General features: G+C 42.4%; 30 protein-coding genes. 27 read left to right on the forward strand and 3 right to left on the reverse strand.

Annotation, left to right across the window (positions count from 1 at the left end; all coding sequences use genetic code 11):
- Nucleotides 1-10: 10 nt before the first annotated feature.
- The 27 genes from rplC to rplQ all read left to right on the forward strand — a co-directional run bounded on the left by rplC (nt 11) and on the right by rplQ (nt 13,136).
- Complete coding sequence (rplC, locus tag EQU24_RS03875; protein WP_017840759.1) at nt 11-670, forward strand: 50S ribosomal protein L3; 660 nt, start codon at nt 11-13, stop codon at nt 668-670.
- Nucleotides 667-1,287, forward strand: coding sequence for a 50S ribosomal protein L4 (rplD, locus tag EQU24_RS03880; protein ID WP_017840758.1), 621 nt, complete (start codon nt 667-669; stop codon nt 1,285-1,287). The genes rplC and rplD overlap by 4 nt, the downstream gene beginning before the upstream one ends.
- Complete coding sequence (gene rplW / locus EQU24_RS03885) at nt 1,284-1,586, forward strand: 50S ribosomal protein L23 (RefSeq protein ID WP_017840757.1); 303 nt, start codon at nt 1,284-1,286, stop codon at nt 1,584-1,586. The genes rplD and rplW overlap by 4 nt, the downstream gene beginning before the upstream one ends.
- Nucleotides 1,587-1,627: 41 nt before the next feature.
- Nucleotides 1,628-2,455, forward strand: a complete 828-nt coding sequence (gene rplB, locus EQU24_RS03890; RefSeq protein WP_017840756.1) for a 50S ribosomal protein L2 — start codon at nt 1,628-1,630, stop codon at nt 2,453-2,455.
- 12 nt (nt 2,456-2,467) lie between these two features.
- On the forward strand, nt 2,468-2,740 hold the full coding sequence (gene rpsS, locus EQU24_RS03895) for a 30S ribosomal protein S19 (RefSeq protein ID WP_014149769.1): 273 nt from the start codon (nt 2,468-2,470) through the stop codon (nt 2,738-2,740).
- Between the two features lie 8 nt (nt 2,741-2,748).
- Nucleotides 2,749-3,084: a 50S ribosomal protein L22 gene (gene rplV / locus EQU24_RS03900; RefSeq protein ID WP_017840755.1), complete on the forward strand. Its 336-nt coding sequence runs from the start codon at nt 2,749-2,751 to the stop codon at nt 3,082-3,084.
- A gap of 8 nt (nt 3,085-3,092) precedes the next feature.
- Entirely contained in the window at nt 3,093-3,764 is a 672-nt protein-coding gene (gene rpsC / locus EQU24_RS03905) for a 30S ribosomal protein S3 (RefSeq protein WP_017840754.1), read from the forward strand.
- 16 nt (nt 3,765-3,780) lie between these two features.
- Nucleotides 3,781-4,194: a 50S ribosomal protein L16 gene (gene rplP, locus EQU24_RS03910; protein ID WP_017840753.1), complete on the forward strand. Its 414-nt coding sequence runs from the start codon at nt 3,781-3,783 to the stop codon at nt 4,192-4,194.
- The gene (gene rpmC / locus EQU24_RS03915) at nt 4,194-4,385 is read left to right on the forward strand and encodes a 50S ribosomal protein L29 (protein WP_017840752.1); all 192 of its coding nucleotides are present in this window, start codon (nt 4,194-4,196) and stop codon (nt 4,383-4,385) included. The genes rplP and rpmC overlap by 1 nt, the downstream gene beginning before the upstream one ends.
- Nucleotides 4,386-4,388: 3 nt before the next feature.
- Nucleotides 4,389-4,652, forward strand: coding sequence for a 30S ribosomal protein S17 (rpsQ, locus tag EQU24_RS03920; protein ID WP_017840751.1), 264 nt, complete (start codon nt 4,389-4,391; stop codon nt 4,650-4,652).
- Nucleotides 4,653-4,691: 39 nt separating this feature from the next.
- Nucleotides 4,692-5,060: a 50S ribosomal protein L14 gene (gene rplN / locus EQU24_RS03925; protein WP_014149763.1), complete on the forward strand. Its 369-nt coding sequence runs from the start codon at nt 4,692-4,694 to the stop codon at nt 5,058-5,060.
- A gap of 13 nt (nt 5,061-5,073) precedes the next feature.
- A complete protein-coding gene (gene rplX / locus EQU24_RS03930) occupies nt 5,074-5,391 on the forward strand; it encodes a 50S ribosomal protein L24 (RefSeq protein ID WP_017840750.1) in 318 nt (105 codons plus the stop codon).
- Nucleotides 5,392-5,408: 17 nt separating this feature from the next.
- Complete coding sequence (gene rplE / locus EQU24_RS03935; RefSeq protein ID WP_017840749.1) at nt 5,409-5,948, forward strand: 50S ribosomal protein L5; 540 nt, start codon at nt 5,409-5,411, stop codon at nt 5,946-5,948.
- Between the two features lie 14 nt (nt 5,949-5,962).
- The gene (rpsN, locus tag EQU24_RS03940; RefSeq protein ID WP_017840748.1) at nt 5,963-6,268 is read left to right on the forward strand and encodes a 30S ribosomal protein S14; all 306 of its coding nucleotides are present in this window, start codon (nt 5,963-5,965) and stop codon (nt 6,266-6,268) included.
- A 20-nt stretch (nt 6,269-6,288) separates the two neighbouring features.
- Nucleotides 6,289-6,684: a 30S ribosomal protein S8 gene (gene rpsH, locus EQU24_RS03945; protein ID WP_014149759.1), complete on the forward strand. Its 396-nt coding sequence runs from the start codon at nt 6,289-6,291 to the stop codon at nt 6,682-6,684.
- 15 nt (nt 6,685-6,699) lie between these two features.
- On the forward strand, nt 6,700-7,233 hold the full coding sequence (gene rplF / locus EQU24_RS03950; protein WP_017840747.1) for a 50S ribosomal protein L6: 534 nt from the start codon (nt 6,700-6,702) through the stop codon (nt 7,231-7,233).
- A 9-nt stretch (nt 7,234-7,242) separates the two neighbouring features.
- The gene (gene rplR / locus EQU24_RS03955; RefSeq protein WP_017840746.1) at nt 7,243-7,596 is read left to right on the forward strand and encodes a 50S ribosomal protein L18; all 354 of its coding nucleotides are present in this window, start codon (nt 7,243-7,245) and stop codon (nt 7,594-7,596) included.
- Between the two features lie 10 nt (nt 7,597-7,606).
- A complete protein-coding gene (rpsE, locus tag EQU24_RS03960) occupies nt 7,607-8,113 on the forward strand; it encodes a 30S ribosomal protein S5 (protein WP_017840745.1) in 507 nt (168 codons plus the stop codon).
- 5 nt (nt 8,114-8,118) lie between these two features.
- The gene (gene rpmD, locus EQU24_RS03965; protein ID WP_017840744.1) at nt 8,119-8,304 is read left to right on the forward strand and encodes a 50S ribosomal protein L30; all 186 of its coding nucleotides are present in this window, start codon (nt 8,119-8,121) and stop codon (nt 8,302-8,304) included.
- Nucleotides 8,304-8,738: a 50S ribosomal protein L15 gene (rplO, locus tag EQU24_RS03970; RefSeq protein WP_017840743.1), complete on the forward strand. Its 435-nt coding sequence runs from the start codon at nt 8,304-8,306 to the stop codon at nt 8,736-8,738. The genes rpmD and rplO overlap by 1 nt, the downstream gene beginning before the upstream one ends.
- 21 nt (nt 8,739-8,759) lie before the next feature.
- A complete protein-coding gene (gene secY, locus EQU24_RS03975; RefSeq protein ID WP_014149753.1) occupies nt 8,760-10,061 on the forward strand; it encodes a preprotein translocase subunit SecY in 1,302 nt (433 codons plus the stop codon).
- Nucleotides 10,062-10,091: 30 nt separating this feature from the next.
- Nucleotides 10,092-10,205, forward strand: coding sequence for a 50S ribosomal protein L36 (rpmJ, locus tag EQU24_RS03980; RefSeq protein WP_083877706.1), 114 nt, complete (start codon nt 10,092-10,094; stop codon nt 10,203-10,205).
- 78 nt (nt 10,206-10,283) lie between these two features.
- On the forward strand, nt 10,284-10,640 hold the full coding sequence (gene rpsM, locus EQU24_RS03985; protein WP_017840742.1) for a 30S ribosomal protein S13: 357 nt from the start codon (nt 10,284-10,286) through the stop codon (nt 10,638-10,640).
- 29 nt (nt 10,641-10,669) lie between these two features.
- Entirely contained in the window at nt 10,670-11,056 is a 387-nt protein-coding gene (gene rpsK, locus EQU24_RS03990) for a 30S ribosomal protein S11 (protein WP_017840741.1), read from the forward strand.
- An 18-nt stretch (nt 11,057-11,074) separates the two neighbouring features.
- On the forward strand, nt 11,075-11,695 hold the full coding sequence (gene rpsD, locus EQU24_RS03995) for a 30S ribosomal protein S4 (protein WP_017840740.1): 621 nt from the start codon (nt 11,075-11,077) through the stop codon (nt 11,693-11,695).
- 24 nt (nt 11,696-11,719) lie between these two features.
- Complete coding sequence (locus EQU24_RS04000) at nt 11,720-12,730, forward strand: DNA-directed RNA polymerase subunit alpha (protein ID WP_017840739.1); 1,011 nt, start codon at nt 11,720-11,722, stop codon at nt 12,728-12,730.
- A gap of 25 nt (nt 12,731-12,755) precedes the next feature.
- Complete coding sequence (rplQ, locus tag EQU24_RS04005) at nt 12,756-13,136, forward strand: 50S ribosomal protein L17 (protein WP_026130170.1); 381 nt, start codon at nt 12,756-12,758, stop codon at nt 13,134-13,136.
- A 522-nt stretch (nt 13,137-13,658) separates the two neighbouring features.
- On the opposite strand, the gene fdxA is transcribed toward rplQ, so the two are convergent.
- The 3 genes from fdxA to EQU24_RS04020 all read right to left on the reverse strand — a co-directional run bounded on the left by fdxA (nt 13,659) and on the right by EQU24_RS04020 (nt 16,050).
- Nucleotides 13,659-13,982 (reverse strand): ferredoxin FdxA, encoded by a 324-nt coding sequence (gene fdxA / locus EQU24_RS04010; protein WP_017840737.1) that lies wholly within the window; start codon nt 13,980-13,982, stop codon nt 13,659-13,661.
- An 874-nt stretch (nt 13,983-14,856) separates the two neighbouring features.
- A complete protein-coding gene (locus EQU24_RS04015) occupies nt 14,857-15,519 on the reverse strand; it encodes a tetratricopeptide repeat protein (protein ID WP_017840735.1) in 663 nt (220 codons plus the stop codon).
- A 60-nt stretch (nt 15,520-15,579) separates the two neighbouring features.
- Nucleotides 15,580-16,050 carry a CYTH domain-containing protein gene (locus EQU24_RS04020; RefSeq protein ID WP_017840734.1) on the reverse strand — a complete coding sequence of 157 codons (471 nt, stop codon included), beginning with the start codon at nt 16,048-16,050 and terminating at the stop codon, nt 15,580-15,582.
- Nucleotides 16,051-16,655: the final 605 nt, after the last annotated feature.

Consider the following 16,655-nt stretch of genomic DNA (forward strand, 5'->3'; position numbering starts at 1 on the left):
GAATTGGCAGATGTCAATAGGTCTAATTGGTCGTAAATGTGGTATGACCAGAGTATTTTGCGAAGATGGATCGTCAGTACCCGTGACGGTTCTTCAGATAGAGTCTAACCGAGTAACTCAGGTAAAAAGCATCGAAAATGATGGCTATCGCGCGATACAAGTCACTGCGGGTGAAAAGAAATCATCCAGAGTGAATAAAGCGATGGCAGGTCATTTTGCGGCTGCGAATGTAACCGCAGGAAGAGGTCTGTGGGAATTCAGGCTGGATGACGGTGAAGGCGACGATCTTTCTGCCGGTTCCGAATTGCAAGCAAGTATTTTTGCTCAAGGACAGGTGGTAGATGTCCGCGGAACAAGCATTGGTAAAGGCTATCAAGGTACAGTCAAGCGGCATAACTTCAGAACTCAAGATGCGACGCACGGTAACTCACTGTCGCATAGAGCACCCGGTTCCAATGGTATGTGTCAAACGCCTGGTCGTGTATTTAAAGGGAAAAAAATGTCCGGTCATATGGGGGCGGCCAAAACGACGATTGATAACCTAACTATCCATGCAGTCGATAGCGAGCGAAATCTGATTTTGGTTAAAGGGGCTGTGCCTGGAGCGAAAGGCAGCGATGTTGTGATTACCCCGGCTGCGAAAATGCGGAATAAGAAGGATAAATCATGAGTATACAAATTCCTGCAATTAACGAAAATGAATCTGCCGCAGCAGTCGCGGTAGGCGATGAAGTTTTTGGCCAAGCCTTTAATGAAACTTTAGTCCATCAATTGGTGACTAGATACTTGGCTGGTGCACGTTCCGGGACGAAAGCACAGAAGACTCGCTCTGATGTAAGTGGAGGTGGTAGTAAGCCTTGGCGTCAAAAAGGGACGGGACGAGCTAGATCTGGTACAATGCGCAGTCCACTGTGGAGAACTGGTGGTGTGACCTTTGCAGCAAGACCAAGATCGTTTGAGCAAAAACTGAATAAAAAAATGTTTCGTTCGGGCTTACGTTCAATTTTGTCCGAATTGCTAAGACAAGATCGTTTAGTTGTCAGCAATGAGATTATCCCCTCATCGCCCAAAACTAAAGAAATGGTTGCAAAGCTGAGTGGGTTGGATTGCAAGCGGGTTTTAATCATATCCGATGAGGTAGATTTTAATCTTGCTTTGGCTTCAAGAAATATTCCTTATTTAGAAGTGTGTTCTGCGGATAATATAAGTCCGGTATCGCTGGTAGGGGCAGAAAAGGTCATTATGACGCCTGCGGCGGTAAAAATGATAGAGGAGAGATTGGCATGAACGAGCTAATCAAAAGTAAATTGGCTAGTGTCTTGAGAGCCCCTGTTGTTTCAGAAAAAAGCACCATTGCTGCTGAAGCAAATAAACAGTTCGTTTTTAGCGTTCAGAAACAGGCGACCAAGAATCAAATAAAGCAAGCGGTCGAGCTTATGTTCGAAGTGAAAGTCGATTCGGTACGTGTACTGAATGTCAAAGGGAAGAAGAAGAGGTTTGGTCAAACCCTTGGCAAACGTTCCGATTGGAAAAAAGCCTATGTCAAGCTCAAAGACGGCCACGATATAGATTTCTCGGCAGCTTAATAGTAAAAAGTTTAAAAGATCAATAGGAAACGGTAGAAAGCATGGCTATTGTAAAATCAAAACCTACATCGGCTGGATCGAGGTTTGTTGTACGTGTCAAAAACGATGAGTTACATAAAGGCAAGCCATTCGCACAGTTGCTTGATAAAAACAGCAAAAATGGCGGGCGTAATAATCAAGGGCGCATAACCACACGTCATGTCGGTGGAGGTCATAAGCATCACTACCGGATCATTGATTTTAAAAGAAATAAAATAGATATTCCGGCTGTTGTTGAGCGTATCGAGTACGATCCCAACAGAACCGCCAATATTGCTTTGATTCTCTTTAAAGACGGTGAGCGTCGATACATTATCGCCCCGAAAGGCATAACCCAGGGTCAAGAGATTTTATCCGCTGAAACGACTGCGGTTAAACCGGGCAATTGCATGCCGCTTAGAAATATCCCATTGGGTACTACTATTCATTGCGTTGAATTAAAGCCGGGTAAAGGTGCTCAGTTAGCCAGAAGCGCAGGAGCCTCCGCTCAGTTAGTTGCTAGAGATGGCGCTTACGTAACCATTCGACTAAGGTCAGGGGAGATGCGCAAAATCATGGCAGATTGTAAAGCCGTGATTGGAGAGGTTTCTAACTCAGAACACAACTTAACTTCGCTGGGTAAGGCCGGTGCAAAACGTTGGCGAGGCGTAAGGCCGACCGTTCGCGGTGTCGCAATGAATCCTGTGGATCATCCGCATGGTGGCGGTGAAGGGCGAACTTCCGGTGGCAGACACCCGGTTTCGCCATGGGGTATGCCGACTAAAGGTTATAAAACACGAAAAAATAAACGCACAGACAACATGATTGTCAGACGCCGTAAGCAGAAATAGAGAGGAAATAGCGTGCCACGATCAATTAAAAAAGGTCCTTTTATAGATCATCATCTTCTTAAAAAAGTAGAGGATGCGGTAAAAGCCAATAATAGGAAACCGATTAAAACATGGTCAAGAAGATCAATGATTATTCCCGATATGTTGGGTTTAACTATTGCTGTCCACAATGGGCGTCAACACGTCCCTGTTCTTGTTTCTGAGAATATGATAGGGCATAAACTCGGTGAATTTGCGCCGACACGTACCTATAAAGGGCATGTGGCCGATAAAAAATCAAGGTAAGGTGTAGGATGGAAATTTCAGCAAAATTAAGCAATGCACCTATGTCGGCACAAAAAGCCAGGTTGGTAGGTGATCAAATTCGTGGTTTGCCTGTTGAAAAAGCACTGGCCATTTTGTCATTTAGTACGAAAAACGCGGCAGGAGTCATTAAAAAGGTTCTTGAGTCGGCGATTGCCAATGCAGAGCATAACGAAAGTGCCGATGTCGACGAACTGAAAGTTACTACAGTTTTTGTCAATGAAGGGCCGACTATGAAGCGTTTTAAACCAAGAGCAAAAGGTCGGGCCAATAAAATATTGAAAAGAACCTGTCATATAACAATCAAAGTAGCAGAATACGAGTAGAGGTAAAAATGGGACAAAAAGTACATCCAACGGGTATTCGCCTTGGAATTGTTAAAGACTGGACTTCTAGATGGTACGCAAACTCTCAGGATTACCCGGTTTTTCTGCATCAAGACCTTAAAGTCAGAGAATTTATCAAGAAAAAACTTGCACACGCTTCTGTTAGTCGTATTCAGATTAATCGCCCGGCAAGTAATGCTCATATAACCGTTCATACGGCCAGACCTGGTATTGTAATTGGCAAAAAAGGCGAGGACATCGACAAATTGAGACAAGAAGTTTCGGCGATGATGGGCATTCCTGTACAGATGAATGTCGAAGAAATTAGAAAGCCGGAATTAGATGCTTATTTGGTAGCAGAAAGTATTGCTCAGCAACTTGAAAAAAGAATCATGTACCGTAGAGCAATGAAGCGCGCGGTAACAAATACCATGCGTTTGGGCGCAGAAGGCATCAAAATCAATGTTGCCGGTCGTTTAAACGGCGCTGAAATTGCCCGTACCGAATGGTATAGAGAAGGTCGTGTGCCTTTGCACACACTAAGAGCCGACATTGATTATGGTACGGCCGAGGCAAATACTACTTATGGAATCATTGGCATCAAAGTCTGGATTTTCAAAGGTGAAGTATTTGATATGGATGCACAAGGTGCTTCCGATGTTACAGAATCTAAAAAATAGTTGAACGGATAAAGTCATGCTTCAACCCAAAAGAACAAAATTTCGTAAGCAGCATAAAAATAGAAATAACGGTATTGCTGTTCGTGGCTCATCGGTTAGTTTCGGTGAATTTGGTTTAAAAGCCACATCCAGAGGAAGGATTACAGCCCGTCAGATCGAAGCTGCACGTAGAGCAATCACTCGTCATGTAAAACGGGGTGGTAAAATTTGGATCAGAGTCTTCCCAGACAAGCCAATTACCAAAAAACCTTTAGAAGTTAGGATGGGAAAAGGAAAAGGTAGTGTAGAATATTGGGTTGCTCAGATTAAGCCGGGTACCATGCTGTATGAAATCCAAGGTGTGCCGGAAGAGCTTGCAAGAGAAGCTTTTGCTTTAGCCTCTGCAAAACTGCCGATTAAGACAACATTCATAGCTCGGACGATAATGTGATGAAAGCCACCGAATTACGACAAAAATCGAAACAAGAATTAGCTGATATGCTGCTTGAGCTATCGCGAGAACAATTCAATCTCAGGATGCAAAAAGGAACAGGCCAGTTGACTAAGACCGCTCAGGTCAAGCAAGTTAGACGTGACATTGCCCGTATCCACACTATTATGAATGAATTGGGGAGAGCGTAAGTCATGAATGAAAATACAGAAAAGTTAAGAACTTTAAGCGGTCGTGTCATTAGTAATAAAATGGATAAAAGCATTACCGTTTTGGTGGAGCGTTTTGTCAAGCATCCTGTTTACGGAAAATATATAAAACGTTCGACGAAATTAATGGCTCATGATGAGCTAAATCAATGCAATGAAGGCGATATTGTGTCTATCACATCTTGTAGACCAATGTCTAAAAGGAAAACCTTCAAGCTAGTTGAAGTTGTTGAAAGCAACAATAAATAAGCACAAAGAATTTAATATCGAGACAATTGGGAATTAATCATGATTCAGATGCAAACTAACCTTGACGTTGCCGATAATAGCGGTGCAAAAAAGGTCATGTGTATCAAAGTGCTAGGCGGTTCACATCGGCGTTATGCCGGCATTGGCGATATTATCAAAGTCAGTGTTAAAGATGCAATTCCGCGTGGTAGAGTAAAAAAAGGCGAAGTTTACAACGCCTTGGTTGTACGAACTCGTAAAGGAGTTCGCCGTCCTGATGGTTCGGTTATTCGTTTCGACGGAAATGCCGCTGTCATTCTTAATAACCAATTGCAGCCTCTCGGTACACGCATATTTGGTCCTGTAACTCGCGAATTAAGGGGGGATAAATTCATGAAAATTATTTCCCTGGCTCCTGAAGTTTTATAAAAAGGATCAAATCATGCAGAAAATAAAACAAGGCGACGAAGTCATTGTATTGACCGGTAGAGATAAAGGAAAGCGCGGTAAAGTTACCAAAGTATTTAAAGATAACAAGGTAATGGTTGAAGGGATCAATCGCGTTAAAAAACACCAAAAAGGCAACCCACGTGCCGGCGTTGCTGGTGGTATCGTTGATAAAGATATGCCTATACACCTTTCTAATATCGGTATTTACAATCCACAAACCCTAAAAGCGGATCGAATCGGCTTTAAGTTTCTAGAAGATGGAAGAAAAGTCAGGTTTTTTAAATCAACTAATGAAGTTGTTGATATCTAATAGAGGATTATTTAGACATGGCTAGACTAGAAACTGAATATAAAGACAAGATCCTGCCGGAATTAATGAAACAATTCGGCTATAAATCAATTATGCAGGCGCCCCGGATTACCAAAATCACTCTCAATATGGGTGTTGGCGGTGCGGTTGCCGATAAGAAAATTTTACAGTCTGCTCTCGGCGATATGGAAAAAATTGCCGGTCAAAAAGCGATTGTAACCTTGGCAAGAAAATCGATAGCCGGTTTTAAAATACGTGATGACATGCCGATTGGCTGTAAAGTCACTTTGCGTAGTGATAGAATGTATGAATTTTTGGATCGCTTGATTAATATTTCCATTCCTCGTATTAGGGATTTCAGGGGGATGAGTCCTAAGAGTTTTGATGGACGTGGTAATTATTCGATGGGCGTCAAAGAGCAAATCATTTTTCCTGAAATTGATTATGACAAAATTGATGCTATTCGCGGAATGGATATTACCATTACGACAACAGCAAAAACCAACGAAGAAGGTTTGGCTTTGTTGAAGCTATTTAACTTTCCATTCAAAAACTAAAAGGCGATCGAGTAATGGCGAAAAAATCAATGATTGCGCGCGAAGTCAAGCGTAACAAATTAGTAAAGAAATATGACACCAAGCGAAAAGAGTTAAAGGAAATCATTCGCAATCCCGGCGCTTCTTTTGAAGAAAAAGAAGCTGCTCATCTTCAATTACAAAAGCTACCTAGGGATTCGAGCGCTTCTCGTTTGCGCAACCGGTGCAATATCACCGGTCGTCCCCATGGCTATTATCGCAAATTCGGTTTATCTCGAAATAAATTAAGAGAATCGACCATGCGTGGTGATGTGCCTGGTTTGGTTAAGGCGAGTTGGTAAGATCTGTTTGGAGAATTGAAATGAGTATGACAGACCCAATAGCAGATATGTTGACTAGAATTAGAAATGGTCAATCTGCCGGAAAAATTAGCGTTAAACTTCCTTCTTCAAAATTGAAGGTAGCCATCGTAAAAGTGTTAAAAGATGAAGGTTACATAACTGACTATAGTGTTGAAACGAAAGGTAGTCATAGTGAAATGACCATAGTATTAAAATACTATCAAGGCCGACCCGTCATTGAAAAAGTAAAAAGAATCAGCAGACCCGGGCTAAGAATTTATAAGTCGAAGGAAGAACTTCCAAAGGTTTTGGGCGGCCTGGGCATAGCTATCGTTTCGACATCGAAAGGTGTCATGACTGACAGAGCGGCACGTGCGATAGGGCATGGCGGTGAAGTTGTTTGTACTGTTTGTTAATTAGGGAGCCAAGTCATGTCAAGAATTGCAAAAGTACCTATCGCTCTACCAAGCGGAATTGATATCAAACTCGAAGGCAATGAAGTTACTGTAAAAGGGACTAAAGGTCAGCTGTCTGCCGCATTACATGAAAAAGTAAGTCTGGTCATCGATAACAGCCAAATCGAAATTAAGTGGGATAAGGGTGATAAAATTGCCAATTCCCAAGCCGGGACCGCTCGTGCCGTAATTAACAATATGATAATCGGCGTTTCGCAAGGTTTTGAAAAGAAATTGGCTTTAGTCGGTGTCGGTTATAGAGCACAAGCTAAAGGTGATACTTTGGGCTTATCTCTTGGATTTTCTCATCCGGTTGATTATGTAGTGCCTGCGGGCATAACGATAGAAACCCCTAGTCAAACCGAAATTATTATCAAAGGTTTTGATAAGCAAAAAGTCGGTCAGGTTGCTGCAGAGATTAGAGCGTATCGTCCGCCGGAGCCTTATAAAGGTAAAGGTGTTAGATATGCTGATGAGAATGTAGTCAGAAAAGAAGCCAAGAAGAAGTAAGGTAAAGTAATGGATAAGAAAGCATCACGCTTAAAGCGCGCTCTAAAACTGCGCAGCAAAATTAAAAACTCTGGCGCGAACCGTTTGACCATACATAAAACCTCGCAACATATTTATGCGCAGGTCATTAGTTCTGATGGGACGCACACACTTGCAAGTGCCTCGACTGTTCAGGCTGAAATCAAATCAGCCGTAAAGAACACGGGAAACGTCGAAGCAGCTGCTGAAGTTGGAAAGTTTGTAGCCCAAAAAGCCATTGCGGCTGGAATCACTGAAGTGGCTTTTGACCGCTCAGGTTTTAAATATCATGGGCGTGTTAAAGCGCTTGCTGATGCCGCGCGTGAAGCCGGTTTAAAATTTTAGGAGATTTATTATGGCTACAGCACCATCTCAAGCAAGTACAGACGGTTTACAAGAAAAATTAGTATCGGTACGTCGTGTTGCAAAAGTTGTGAAAGGCGGTCGGGTTTTCGGCTTTGCTGCTTTAACAGTCGTTGGCGACGGTGAGGGGCGTGTGGGTTATGGCGTGAGTAAAGCCAGAGAAGTACCCGTTGCAATCCAAAAGTCGTTGGAACAGGCAAGAAAAAACATGCGTAAAGTCGCTCTAAAAGGCGATACTTTGCAATATGCAGTTACGGCGTCCACAGGGGCGGCAAAAGTCTATATGCAACCAGCGTCGGAAGGTACCGGTATCATTGCCGGCGGAGCAATGCGTGCGGTATTCGAAGTGGTCGGTGTTCATAACGTTTTGGCCAAATGCATTGGAACGAACAACCCGATTAATGTTGTTAGAGCGACGATTGCCGGGTTAACTGAAATGCATGAGCCAAAAGACATCGCAGCCAAGCGCGGCCTGTCTGTTGAGCAGATAATCGGATAGTTGTTATGTCAGATAAAAAATTACAATTAACAATGACAAAAAGTAAACACGGTCGTTTAGCAAGTCATCAGGCTTGCTTAAAAGGTTTAGGTTTACGTCGTATTAATCATACGGTATCGGTTATCGATACCCCTGAAAATCGTGGGATGATTAATAAAGTTTCCTACATGCTAAAGGTAGAGGAATTGTAATGTACTTGAATTCAATAAGTCCTGCTGAAGGATCAAGAAAAAAAGCCAAGCGTGTTGGTCGCGGTATCGGGTCTACCCTTGGGAAAACCTGTGGAAGAGGGCATAAAGGCCAAAAAGCTAGAAGCGGTGGATTTCATAAGGTTGGATTCGAAGGTGGACAAATGCCCCTTCAAAGAAGATTACCGAAGGTAGGTTTTACTTCAAGATGCAAGCGTTTAACAGCAGAAGTACGTTTAAGTGAATTGGCTAATTTGCCGACTGAAACCATCGATTTGCAAGTATTGATCGAAACTGGTGTTGTTCCTGTTTTCACTAAAACTGCTAAAGTAATTCAATCAGGTGAAATTTCAAAAGCTGTTACTTTGAAAGGTATAAAAGTGACTGCAGGCGCAAAAGTATCTATTGAAGCGGCTGGCGGCAAAGTAGAGGTCTAAGTGAATACAACAAGAGCACAAATGGCTGAAAAAGCAGGTGGCTATTCAGAATTAAGGTCTAGATTGCTATTCGTGCTGGGGGCGTTTTTCGTCTATCGAGTAGGGGCTCACATCCCTGTTCCTGGCATCGACCCAAAAGCGTTAGCCCTTATGTTTGAACAGCAAAGCGGTTCCATTCTCGATATGTTTAACATGTTTTCGGGTGGAGCATTGATGCGTTTAAGCTTATTTGCTCTTGGTATCATGCCTTACATTTCTGCTTCGATTATCATGCAATTGATGACTGTGGTTATTCCCACGATGGAGCAGATGAAAAAAGAAGGCGAGTCCGGAAGGCGTAAAATATCTCAGTATACGCGTTACGGGACCGTAGTTCTGGCGACTTTTCAGGCTGTTGGTATTTCAATAGCTTTGCAAAATCAAACGGCCGGAGGCTTATCTGTTGTTATTGCGCCAGGGATGAGTTTTGTTCTCATAACGACGATAACACTCGTTACAGGGACCATATTTTTGATGTGGTTGGGCGAGCAGGTGACTGAAAGAGGTATCGGCAACGGTATTTCATTAATTATATTTGCCGGTATCGTGTCAGGACTTCCATCTGCTGTCGGTGGGACATTGGAGCTTGCAAGAACCGGTGAAATGAACAGCGCGTTCATTATTTTACTTTTCTTACTGACTATTGCCGTTACTGCATTGGTTGTCTTTGTCGAAAGAGGGCAGCGAAGGATTATTATCAATTATCCTAAAAGACAGCAAGGAAGGAGAATGTATGCCGGGCAAAGTAGCTTCCTTCCTTTAAAGCTTAATATGGCGGGTGTTATTCCGCCTATTTTTGCCTCCAGCATTATTCTGTTTCCGGCTACGGTTGCGGGTTGGTTCGGTAACGCAGAGGGTTTTGGTTGGTTAAAGGATATTGCAACCATGTTATCGCCCGGTCAGCCAGTCTACGTTATGTTTTATGCGGCGGCTATCATCTTTTTCTGCTTTTTCTATACCGCTTTGGTTTTTAATTCGAAAGAAACTGCGGACAATTTAAAAAAGTCGGGTGCGTTTTTGCCTGGAATAAGGCCTGGGCAACAAACCAGTGCTTATATAGATAAAGTGATGACGCGTCTTACGTTAATTGGTGCTTTTTACATCACAGGTGTTTGTTTACTGCCTGAATTCCTGATCGTTTATTGGAATGTGCCATTTTATTTTGGCGGAACCTCGTTGTTGATTATCGTTGTTGTCGTGATGGATTTTATCTCTCAGATGCAGACGCATATGATGTCGCAGCAATACGAAGGCTTGATGAAAAAAGCGCATCTTAAAAAATAAATAAGTATTTCAAGTATTACGGAGTGCATTGTGAAAGTTCGTGCGTCAGTTAAAAAAATATGCAGAAAATGCAAAGTCATAAAAAGAAATGGGGTTGTAAGGGTGATCTGTGAAGATGGACGCCATAAGCAACGTCAAGGATAATTTTCTATTGCGCCATAAATCATAAAATGTTATTATTCGGCGCTTAACTTTAGAGTCATTGCTCAGGGGAGTATCTAAATGGCACGTATTGCCGGGATTAACGTACCAGATCATAAGCATGCAGAGATTGCATTGACAGCGATTTATGGTGTTGGACGCAAAACAGCAAATCAGATTTGCGAAAAAGTAGGTATAGCACCGTCAAAAAAAATTAAAGAATTAACGGAAGAACAGCTTGATTCTGTTCGTGATGTGATTTCCAAAATGACCGTGGAAGGTGATTTGCGGCGTGAAGTTTCAATGAACATCAAGCGATTGATGGATCTTGGTTGTTATCGTGGTATCCGACATCGTCGAGGCCTGCCTTTAAGAGGGCAGAGAACACGGACGAACGCAAGAACCCGTAAGGGCCCTCGCAAGCCTATTAGAAAATAAAGATATTTCGATAAGAGGTTCATAGATAAATGGCAAGTCCAAATCGTGCGCGAAAACGCATTAAAAAAGAAATAGCGGATGGCATTGCGCATGTGCATGCCTCCTTTAATAACACCATTGTTACTATTACCGATAGAAAAGGTAATGCGCTCTCATGGGCAACGTCAGGTGGTTCCGGTTTTAGGGGGTCAAGAAAAAGTACTCCTTTTGCTGCTCAAGTTGCTGCCGAAAGAGCCGGTTCTGTCGCTTTAGAATACGGAATGAAAAATCTAGACGTATTAATCAAAGGTCCTGGGCCTGGGAGAGAGTCGGCCGTTCGTTCGTTAAGTAACTTGGGTTTCAAAATCAGCAACATAATTGATGTGACGCCAATCCCTCATAACGGTTGTCGTCCACCTAAAAAACGCCGCGTTTAAGTTCTGGAGTAGTTTGTTATGGCAAGATATCTTGGCCCTACGTGTAAATTAAGCCGTAGAGAAGGGACCGATCTTTTTTTAAAAAGTAGAGGCAAGTCGTTAGAAGGTAAGTGTAAGCTTGACCAGCGGCCTGGGCAACACGGTACTAAGCGTACAAGAAGTTCCGATTATGCATTGCAGTTACGTGCTAAGCAAAGAATTAGAAGAATTTACGGCGTACTGGAAAAACAATTTAGAAATTACTACAAGACTGCGGATTTAAAGAAAGGGGCAACGGGCGAAAACCTATTAAACCTTCTTGAGTCTAGGCTTGATAACGTCGTTTATCGAATGGGTTTTGCTGCTACTAGAGCTGAAGCGCGACAGTTGGTTAGTCATAAATCGATTATGGTCAACGAATCGTTGGTTAATATTCCTTCATATCAGGTTCAGCCTGGTGATGTAATTAGTGTCAGGGAAAAAGCCAAAAAACAGCAAAGAATCATTGATGCGTTAACTGTCACTGAGCAATACGGATTCCCGAATTGGGTTGATGTTAATAGCAAGGACATGGCTGGTACCTTTAAATCTTTACCTGATCGCGTTGAATTAGGTTCCGATATTAATGAGCAGCTTGTTGTTGAGTTATACTCAAAATAATAAACCTTAAACTAAGGGATATAAATGCAGAATAGTATTTCCGGCTTATTGAAACCTCGTCTTGTTGAGGTAGTAAGCAAATCCGCTAATCATTCAAGGATTGTAATAGAGCCTCTTGAGCGTGGATTCGGACATTCGCTTGGCAACGCTTTGAGACGGGTGTTATTGTCTTCGATTCCTGGCTGCGCAGTTACTGATATAGAAATTGAAGGGGTGCTGCACGAATATACGGCAATTGAAGGTGTTCAAGAAGACGTTATTGATATTATCTTGAACTTAAAGAAATTAGCAGTCCTTTTGCACTCGAAAGATGATGTTGTATTAACTATTTCCAAGAGCGGTGTCGGCGTTGTTACTGCTGCAGATATACAGTTGCCTCACGATGTAGAGATTGTTAATCCTGATTTGGTTATTGCAAATCTAACCCAGGATAAGCAGTTTAATATGAAGATCCGCGTAAGAAGGGGGCGCGGATATGAGCCGGTCAGTGCGCGTAAACAACAATCAGATAATCCGATAATCGGTAGTTTGCAGGTTGATGCTTCGTTTAGTCCGATTATAAAAGTAGCTTATCAAGTTGAAAGTACGCGTGTAGAGCAAAGAACCAATCTCGATAAGTTAATAGTCGAATTGGAGACAAATGGAACGGTTGATCCTGAAGAAACTATAAAGCTAGCGGCAACTATTTTGCATGATCAGTTGTCAGTATTCGTTGATTTTGAGAAAGTTGCGCCACCTGTAGATGAAAAAGAGGCTCCTCAAGAAGGTCCGGATATCGATCCTGTGTTGTTGAGGCCTGTTGATGATTTAGAATTAACTGTCAGATCGGCAAACTGTTTAAAAGCAGAAAATATTTTTTACATTGGTGACTTGATTCAAAGAACTGAAGTTGAGTTGCTAAAGACACCCAACTTAGGCAAAAAGTCCCTCACTGAAATAAAAGATGTGCTGGCTTTAAAAGGATTATCGCTAGGTATGCGCCTAGAAAATTGGCCTCCTGATAATCTGGTTGATCAGAATCAAAACAGTTTTTAAATTATAACTTTAGGTCGTACTTACAATGAGACATCGCAAGTCAGGAAGAAAGTTTAATATGAATAGTAGCCACCGTAAGGCGCTATTCAGCAATATGGTTGGTTCGTTAATTAAGCATGAGCTTATCAAAACTACTTTACCTAAGGCTAAAGAGTTAAGAAGTTACGCAGAACCGATTATCACATTGTCCAAAGAAGATTCAGTTGCAAAGAGAAGGTTGGCGTTTGCCAAATTGCGTGATCGCTCTGTAGTAACTAAATTGTTTAATGAGCTGGGACCGCGTTATAAAGATCGTCAAGGTGGATATTTACGTATTATGAAGTGTGGTTTTAGATCCGGCGATTCAGCTCCTATGGCTTATGTTGAATTGGTAGATCGCCCAATAGCTAGCGATAATGCCGAATAAGATTGTCTGACCACTCAAGACATAAAAAAAGCCGGTTTTAAACCGGCTTTTTTTATGTCTTGAGTTTTATGAATACTTTTCGTACTTCAAATATGGGCAGTGCTTTAGGAGGCGCCGGGGTGCTCGGTAAGGGCTTTGCCAGCATGGAGCTGGTATAGGGTCTACATGGACGTATTCACGGCGTCCTTTGACGGGCCTCCCGGTTCCGAATTTTGATCTACGATAGGTATATGTAAATGCATAACAGGATATTGAATTAACCTCTTACTCTTCATGATGAAAATCGTTTCTAGGGTCAAAGTGTGCTGTGAATATGTCTGCAGGCGCTATGCTGGCTTCATGTGCACAAAGCCTTTGTTGCACATCGCGGTTCCTTTTCAAGCGATTCCGAAATTTGAAGTCCTAAAGGTATAAGTAGTAGGTTGGATGTGCTTGACGCTGCATGCGTGCTTTGCTCTTATAAAGAGCAGGCACGTATGCAGGATGGCGATGTCGCTTTGGTAATGGTTTGTTGTTAGCGGATCATTCTTCCAGTAGTTTTGTTTTGTCTGGTTTGCCGTTCCACTCGTCGGCGTTAGGCAGGGGGTCCTTGACTTCGCTGATTACAGGCCATTTCTTTGCGAGATCAGCATTAATTTCGATAAAAATCTCTTGTCCTTCCGGTAGTTCGTCTTCGGCAAAAATGGCTTCAGCTGGGCATTCTGGTTCACAGAGCGTGCAATCGATGCATTCATCGGGGTCGATAACTAGAAAGTTAGGGCCTTCATGGAAGCAGTCGACTGGGCAAACGTCAACGCAGTCGGTATATTTACATTTAATACAATTCTCGGTGACTACAAAGGTCATATTGGTTACCAATTGATGTTGATTAAAATTGCGTATTTAAATGGACTAATCATATCAGAAAGCAGGTTCTGAATGAATCTCTTGAAATTATAAATACATTATACAAAATATCGCTCAAGTTGAGATGAGCATGTTCGATTCGTGTTAAGAAATCTTTTAACTTGACTAATCCTGGCTTTCATGAGAGCTAGGTAATCGCCCTAGTAAATGAAAGTGCATGGCGTTGGTGAGGATTGTGGTCACTCTCCCGGCTGGGTGCCATGAACACGTCCATCTAGGCTCGAATGGCGGCTACTTCTGCCGCCGATTGTCTGTCGAGAGCTGTCGCGCCCTCTTCGGAGTCGGCTTTTTTGCATATCGAAAATTTAGATAAGAACTTCGGGTTTTCGAGCATTAACAATAATTCGGTGGTTTACTATAAAGCATATGAAGTTCATAAGGTATATCAATAGATTATCTAGATGTTACCGTTAGTAAGTATTCACTTCTTGTCTTTGAAAGAAATGGGTTAGGTGGGAAGAAAAAATTATGTATGAATTGCCGTTATTTGCTTACGGGTGAGGCTGGTAAATCGATTCACTCGAGGGTTCTTGATGGTATGCCGGTAATGCGGATTTGCAGTAATAAAGCGGGGAATATGTTTTAAATTCGATCATAAATAATGCTCTTTTTATGGCGGGATCGGAAACTGATTTTGCAGGTTCCGGCGGCAAGGAAAGGAGTCGTCAAGCCTGTAAGGAGGTATTATCGGCGTCCTGCCAAGCGAGTTACTGAATCCTCGGCAACGCTCATGACTCAAGGAGGTTGTTTTTTTGGGATACCTTAGGTTGGGCTGCTTGGTTGTGCTGCGAATTGTTGGGTACGGCAGTTTGGTCTATAAAGATGCGATATGTTTCTTTTTTGTTTCCGATCCAAGGGCTGTTTTGGATATTATCATTTTTATTTTTTCTTTAAGAGAAGAGTCGGCAAATTTTTGCTCTTCGCGTATCGGTCCTTTTAATGCGGTTTTGAAATATTCAATCGCTTGCTCCGGCCGGTCTTTATTTAAGAGATATTGGCCATAGTAAAAGTTGCTTTCTATGCCTTTAGGGTTGATTTGCAGTCCTTTTTTGAGGTATTGCTCGGCTTTTTTGTCGTCACCGAATGCGATGGGCCAGCCAGGTGCCTGATAGTAGAGTGAGCCTAATGTAATAAGCGCGGATCCTTCCAGTGTGTCGGGTTTAATGCTTATGGTTTTTAATAACAGATCTTGTGCTTTGTGAATGGCAGCCAAGGCTTCGATGGGATTTTGATGTTCGGCTCTAGAGGCAATGATGGTGGCTTGCCAAAACATTAATTCTGGGCTGTCTGGGATTTGGTTGGCTAATTCTTTGGTTCTATCCAGTAAGCAAGTATAGGCGTTTTCTTTGTTGCGAATTTTTGAGGAAAAATAAATCGAGGCCCACTCGGCTTCAATCGAGTGAACGATACGGTCAAGCTCGGTAGCGAAGCCTTGGTATGGGAGTAGCAAAAAAACAACAAAAATTAATCTTTTCATGCTGCAAATAATATGGCAAAAAAATCTCTATTTCAATGATATTTATGAAACAAAGTTAATTTATCGCCAATTCGAAAAGGGGTTTGATGATAAGTTGTTGTTGTAATATCGCAAATCATGCGTGACTTCTTGTCCTACCCATTCCGGTTTAATGAAGGCTTGATCGGTTTCTTGTAACTCAATCTCAGCGACAATGAGTCCTTGGTTTTCTCCTTCGAACTCATCGATTTCCCAAATATGCGGGCCTATCGGTATCAAGTGACGGGTTTTTTCAATCAGTGGTTTTCTGCAGAGATTGTTGATTATTTCTTCTGCATCTTGATGAGGAATTTCGTACTCGTATTCATGGCGAAAATTGCCTATTGTGGCGCTTTTAATGTTGAGCCATGCTTTGGTATTGCTGATTCTTACGCGGATTGAAGTGTTCTTTTCCGATGCTAGATACCCTTGTTTGTACTTTATGGATTTGGTGACCGATTTTCGCCAGTCGTTATTAAGTAATAAAAATTTGTGTTCTATTTCGATTGCCATAATTGGAAGGCTATAGAGAGTGGTGGATTAATTGGGTTTCGTAAGTTTTGGGGTGATGCGCCGAAATACTAAGGCATGGGCGACTAGGCATTTCGTTGTAAATTACTTACTATAACCGTCGTAGATCAAAATTCGGCGCATGGGTGTCCGCTAAAGGACGCCGTGAATACTTCCATGTAGACTCTATGACAGCATCCATGCTGCCAAAGCCTTTGCCGAACATCCAGGCCTCCATACGCTAATGCCGAAATTTGAAGTGCGATAGGTATCGTTGCCGAGGAGAAAAATCTGTCCCGCTTCCGACATCCTAGCCAAGCATACACCACACCCTTTTTGATCTCCAAATTGGGATTTGCAGTTATACTCATCGTATATCAAAATTCGGCGCCCGGCTGTCCGTCAAAGGACGCCGTGAATACGTCCCTGTAGGCTCTAGCCAGCTCCATGCTGGCAAAGCCTTTGTCGAACACCCCGACGCCTCCTCTGGTATTGCCGAAATTTGAAATTCGAAAGGTATATAACTGAATCCTTATGCAATAAAAAGTCTATTTTGGTACCATATCGATAAGTAGTCAGATTTCTGTGTTGGGTAACAGCATGCGGCT

The sequence above is a fragment of the Methylotuvimicrobium buryatense genome (assembly GCF_005931095.1).
Classification (GTDB): domain Bacteria; phylum Pseudomonadota; class Gammaproteobacteria; order Methylococcales; family Methylomonadaceae; genus Methylotuvimicrobium; species Methylotuvimicrobium buryatense.

What these genes read in the sequence shown, in the direction of transcription:
- rplC (WP_017840759.1), top strand. Translation starts at nt 11, where the DNA reads ATGTCAATAGGTCTAATTGGTCGTAAATGTGGTATGACCAGAGTATTT.
- rplD (WP_017840758.1), top strand. Translation starts at nt 667, where the DNA reads ATGAGTATACAAATTCCTGCAATTAACGAAAATGAATCTGCCGCAGCA.
- rplW (WP_017840757.1), top strand. Translation starts at nt 1,284, where the DNA reads ATGAACGAGCTAATCAAAAGTAAATTGGCTAGTGTCTTGAGAGCCCCT.
- rplB (WP_017840756.1), top strand. Translation starts at nt 1,628, where the DNA reads ATGGCTATTGTAAAATCAAAACCTACATCGGCTGGATCGAGGTTTGTT.
- rplV (WP_017840755.1), top strand. Translation starts at nt 2,749, where the DNA reads ATGGAAATTTCAGCAAAATTAAGCAATGCACCTATGTCGGCACAAAAA.
- rpsC (WP_017840754.1), top strand. Translation starts at nt 3,093, where the DNA reads ATGGGACAAAAAGTACATCCAACGGGTATTCGCCTTGGAATTGTTAAA.
- rplP (WP_017840753.1), top strand. Translation starts at nt 3,781, where the DNA reads ATGCTTCAACCCAAAAGAACAAAATTTCGTAAGCAGCATAAAAATAGA.
- rpmC (WP_017840752.1), top strand. Translation starts at nt 4,194, where the DNA reads ATGAAAGCCACCGAATTACGACAAAAATCGAAACAAGAATTAGCTGAT.
- rpsQ (WP_017840751.1), top strand. Translation starts at nt 4,389, where the DNA reads ATGAATGAAAATACAGAAAAGTTAAGAACTTTAAGCGGTCGTGTCATT.
- rplN (WP_014149763.1), top strand. Translation starts at nt 4,692, where the DNA reads ATGATTCAGATGCAAACTAACCTTGACGTTGCCGATAATAGCGGTGCA.
- rplX (WP_017840750.1), top strand. Translation starts at nt 5,074, where the DNA reads ATGCAGAAAATAAAACAAGGCGACGAAGTCATTGTATTGACCGGTAGA.
- rplE (WP_017840749.1), top strand. Translation starts at nt 5,409, where the DNA reads ATGGCTAGACTAGAAACTGAATATAAAGACAAGATCCTGCCGGAATTA.
- rpsN (WP_017840748.1), top strand. Translation starts at nt 5,963, where the DNA reads ATGGCGAAAAAATCAATGATTGCGCGCGAAGTCAAGCGTAACAAATTA.
- rpsH (WP_014149759.1), top strand. Translation starts at nt 6,289, where the DNA reads ATGAGTATGACAGACCCAATAGCAGATATGTTGACTAGAATTAGAAAT.
- rplF (WP_017840747.1), top strand. Translation starts at nt 6,700, where the DNA reads ATGTCAAGAATTGCAAAAGTACCTATCGCTCTACCAAGCGGAATTGAT.
- rplR (WP_017840746.1), top strand. Translation starts at nt 7,243, where the DNA reads ATGGATAAGAAAGCATCACGCTTAAAGCGCGCTCTAAAACTGCGCAGC.
- rpsE (WP_017840745.1), top strand. Translation starts at nt 7,607, where the DNA reads ATGGCTACAGCACCATCTCAAGCAAGTACAGACGGTTTACAAGAAAAA.
- rpmD (WP_017840744.1), top strand. Translation starts at nt 8,119, where the DNA reads ATGTCAGATAAAAAATTACAATTAACAATGACAAAAAGTAAACACGGT.
- rplO (WP_017840743.1), top strand. Translation starts at nt 8,304, where the DNA reads ATGTACTTGAATTCAATAAGTCCTGCTGAAGGATCAAGAAAAAAAGCC.
- secY (WP_014149753.1), top strand. Translation starts at nt 8,760, where the DNA reads ATGGCTGAAAAAGCAGGTGGCTATTCAGAATTAAGGTCTAGATTGCTA.
- rpsM (WP_017840742.1), top strand. Translation starts at nt 10,284, where the DNA reads ATGGCACGTATTGCCGGGATTAACGTACCAGATCATAAGCATGCAGAG.
- rpsK (WP_017840741.1), top strand. Translation starts at nt 10,670, where the DNA reads ATGGCAAGTCCAAATCGTGCGCGAAAACGCATTAAAAAAGAAATAGCG.
- rpsD (WP_017840740.1), top strand. Translation starts at nt 11,075, where the DNA reads ATGGCAAGATATCTTGGCCCTACGTGTAAATTAAGCCGTAGAGAAGGG.
- EQU24_RS04000 (WP_017840739.1), top strand. Translation starts at nt 11,720, where the DNA reads ATGCAGAATAGTATTTCCGGCTTATTGAAACCTCGTCTTGTTGAGGTA.
- rplQ (WP_026130170.1), top strand. Translation starts at nt 12,756, where the DNA reads ATGAGACATCGCAAGTCAGGAAGAAAGTTTAATATGAATAGTAGCCAC.
- fdxA (WP_017840737.1), bottom strand. Translation starts at nt 13,982, where the DNA reads ATGACCTTTGTAGTCACCGAGAATTGTATTAAATGTAAATATACCGAC.
- EQU24_RS04015 (WP_017840735.1), bottom strand. Translation starts at nt 15,519, where the DNA reads ATGAAAAGATTAATTTTTGTTGTTTTTTTGCTACTCCCATACCAAGGC.
- EQU24_RS04020 (WP_017840734.1), bottom strand. Translation starts at nt 16,050, where the DNA reads ATGGCAATCGAAATAGAACACAAATTTTTATTACTTAATAACGACTGG.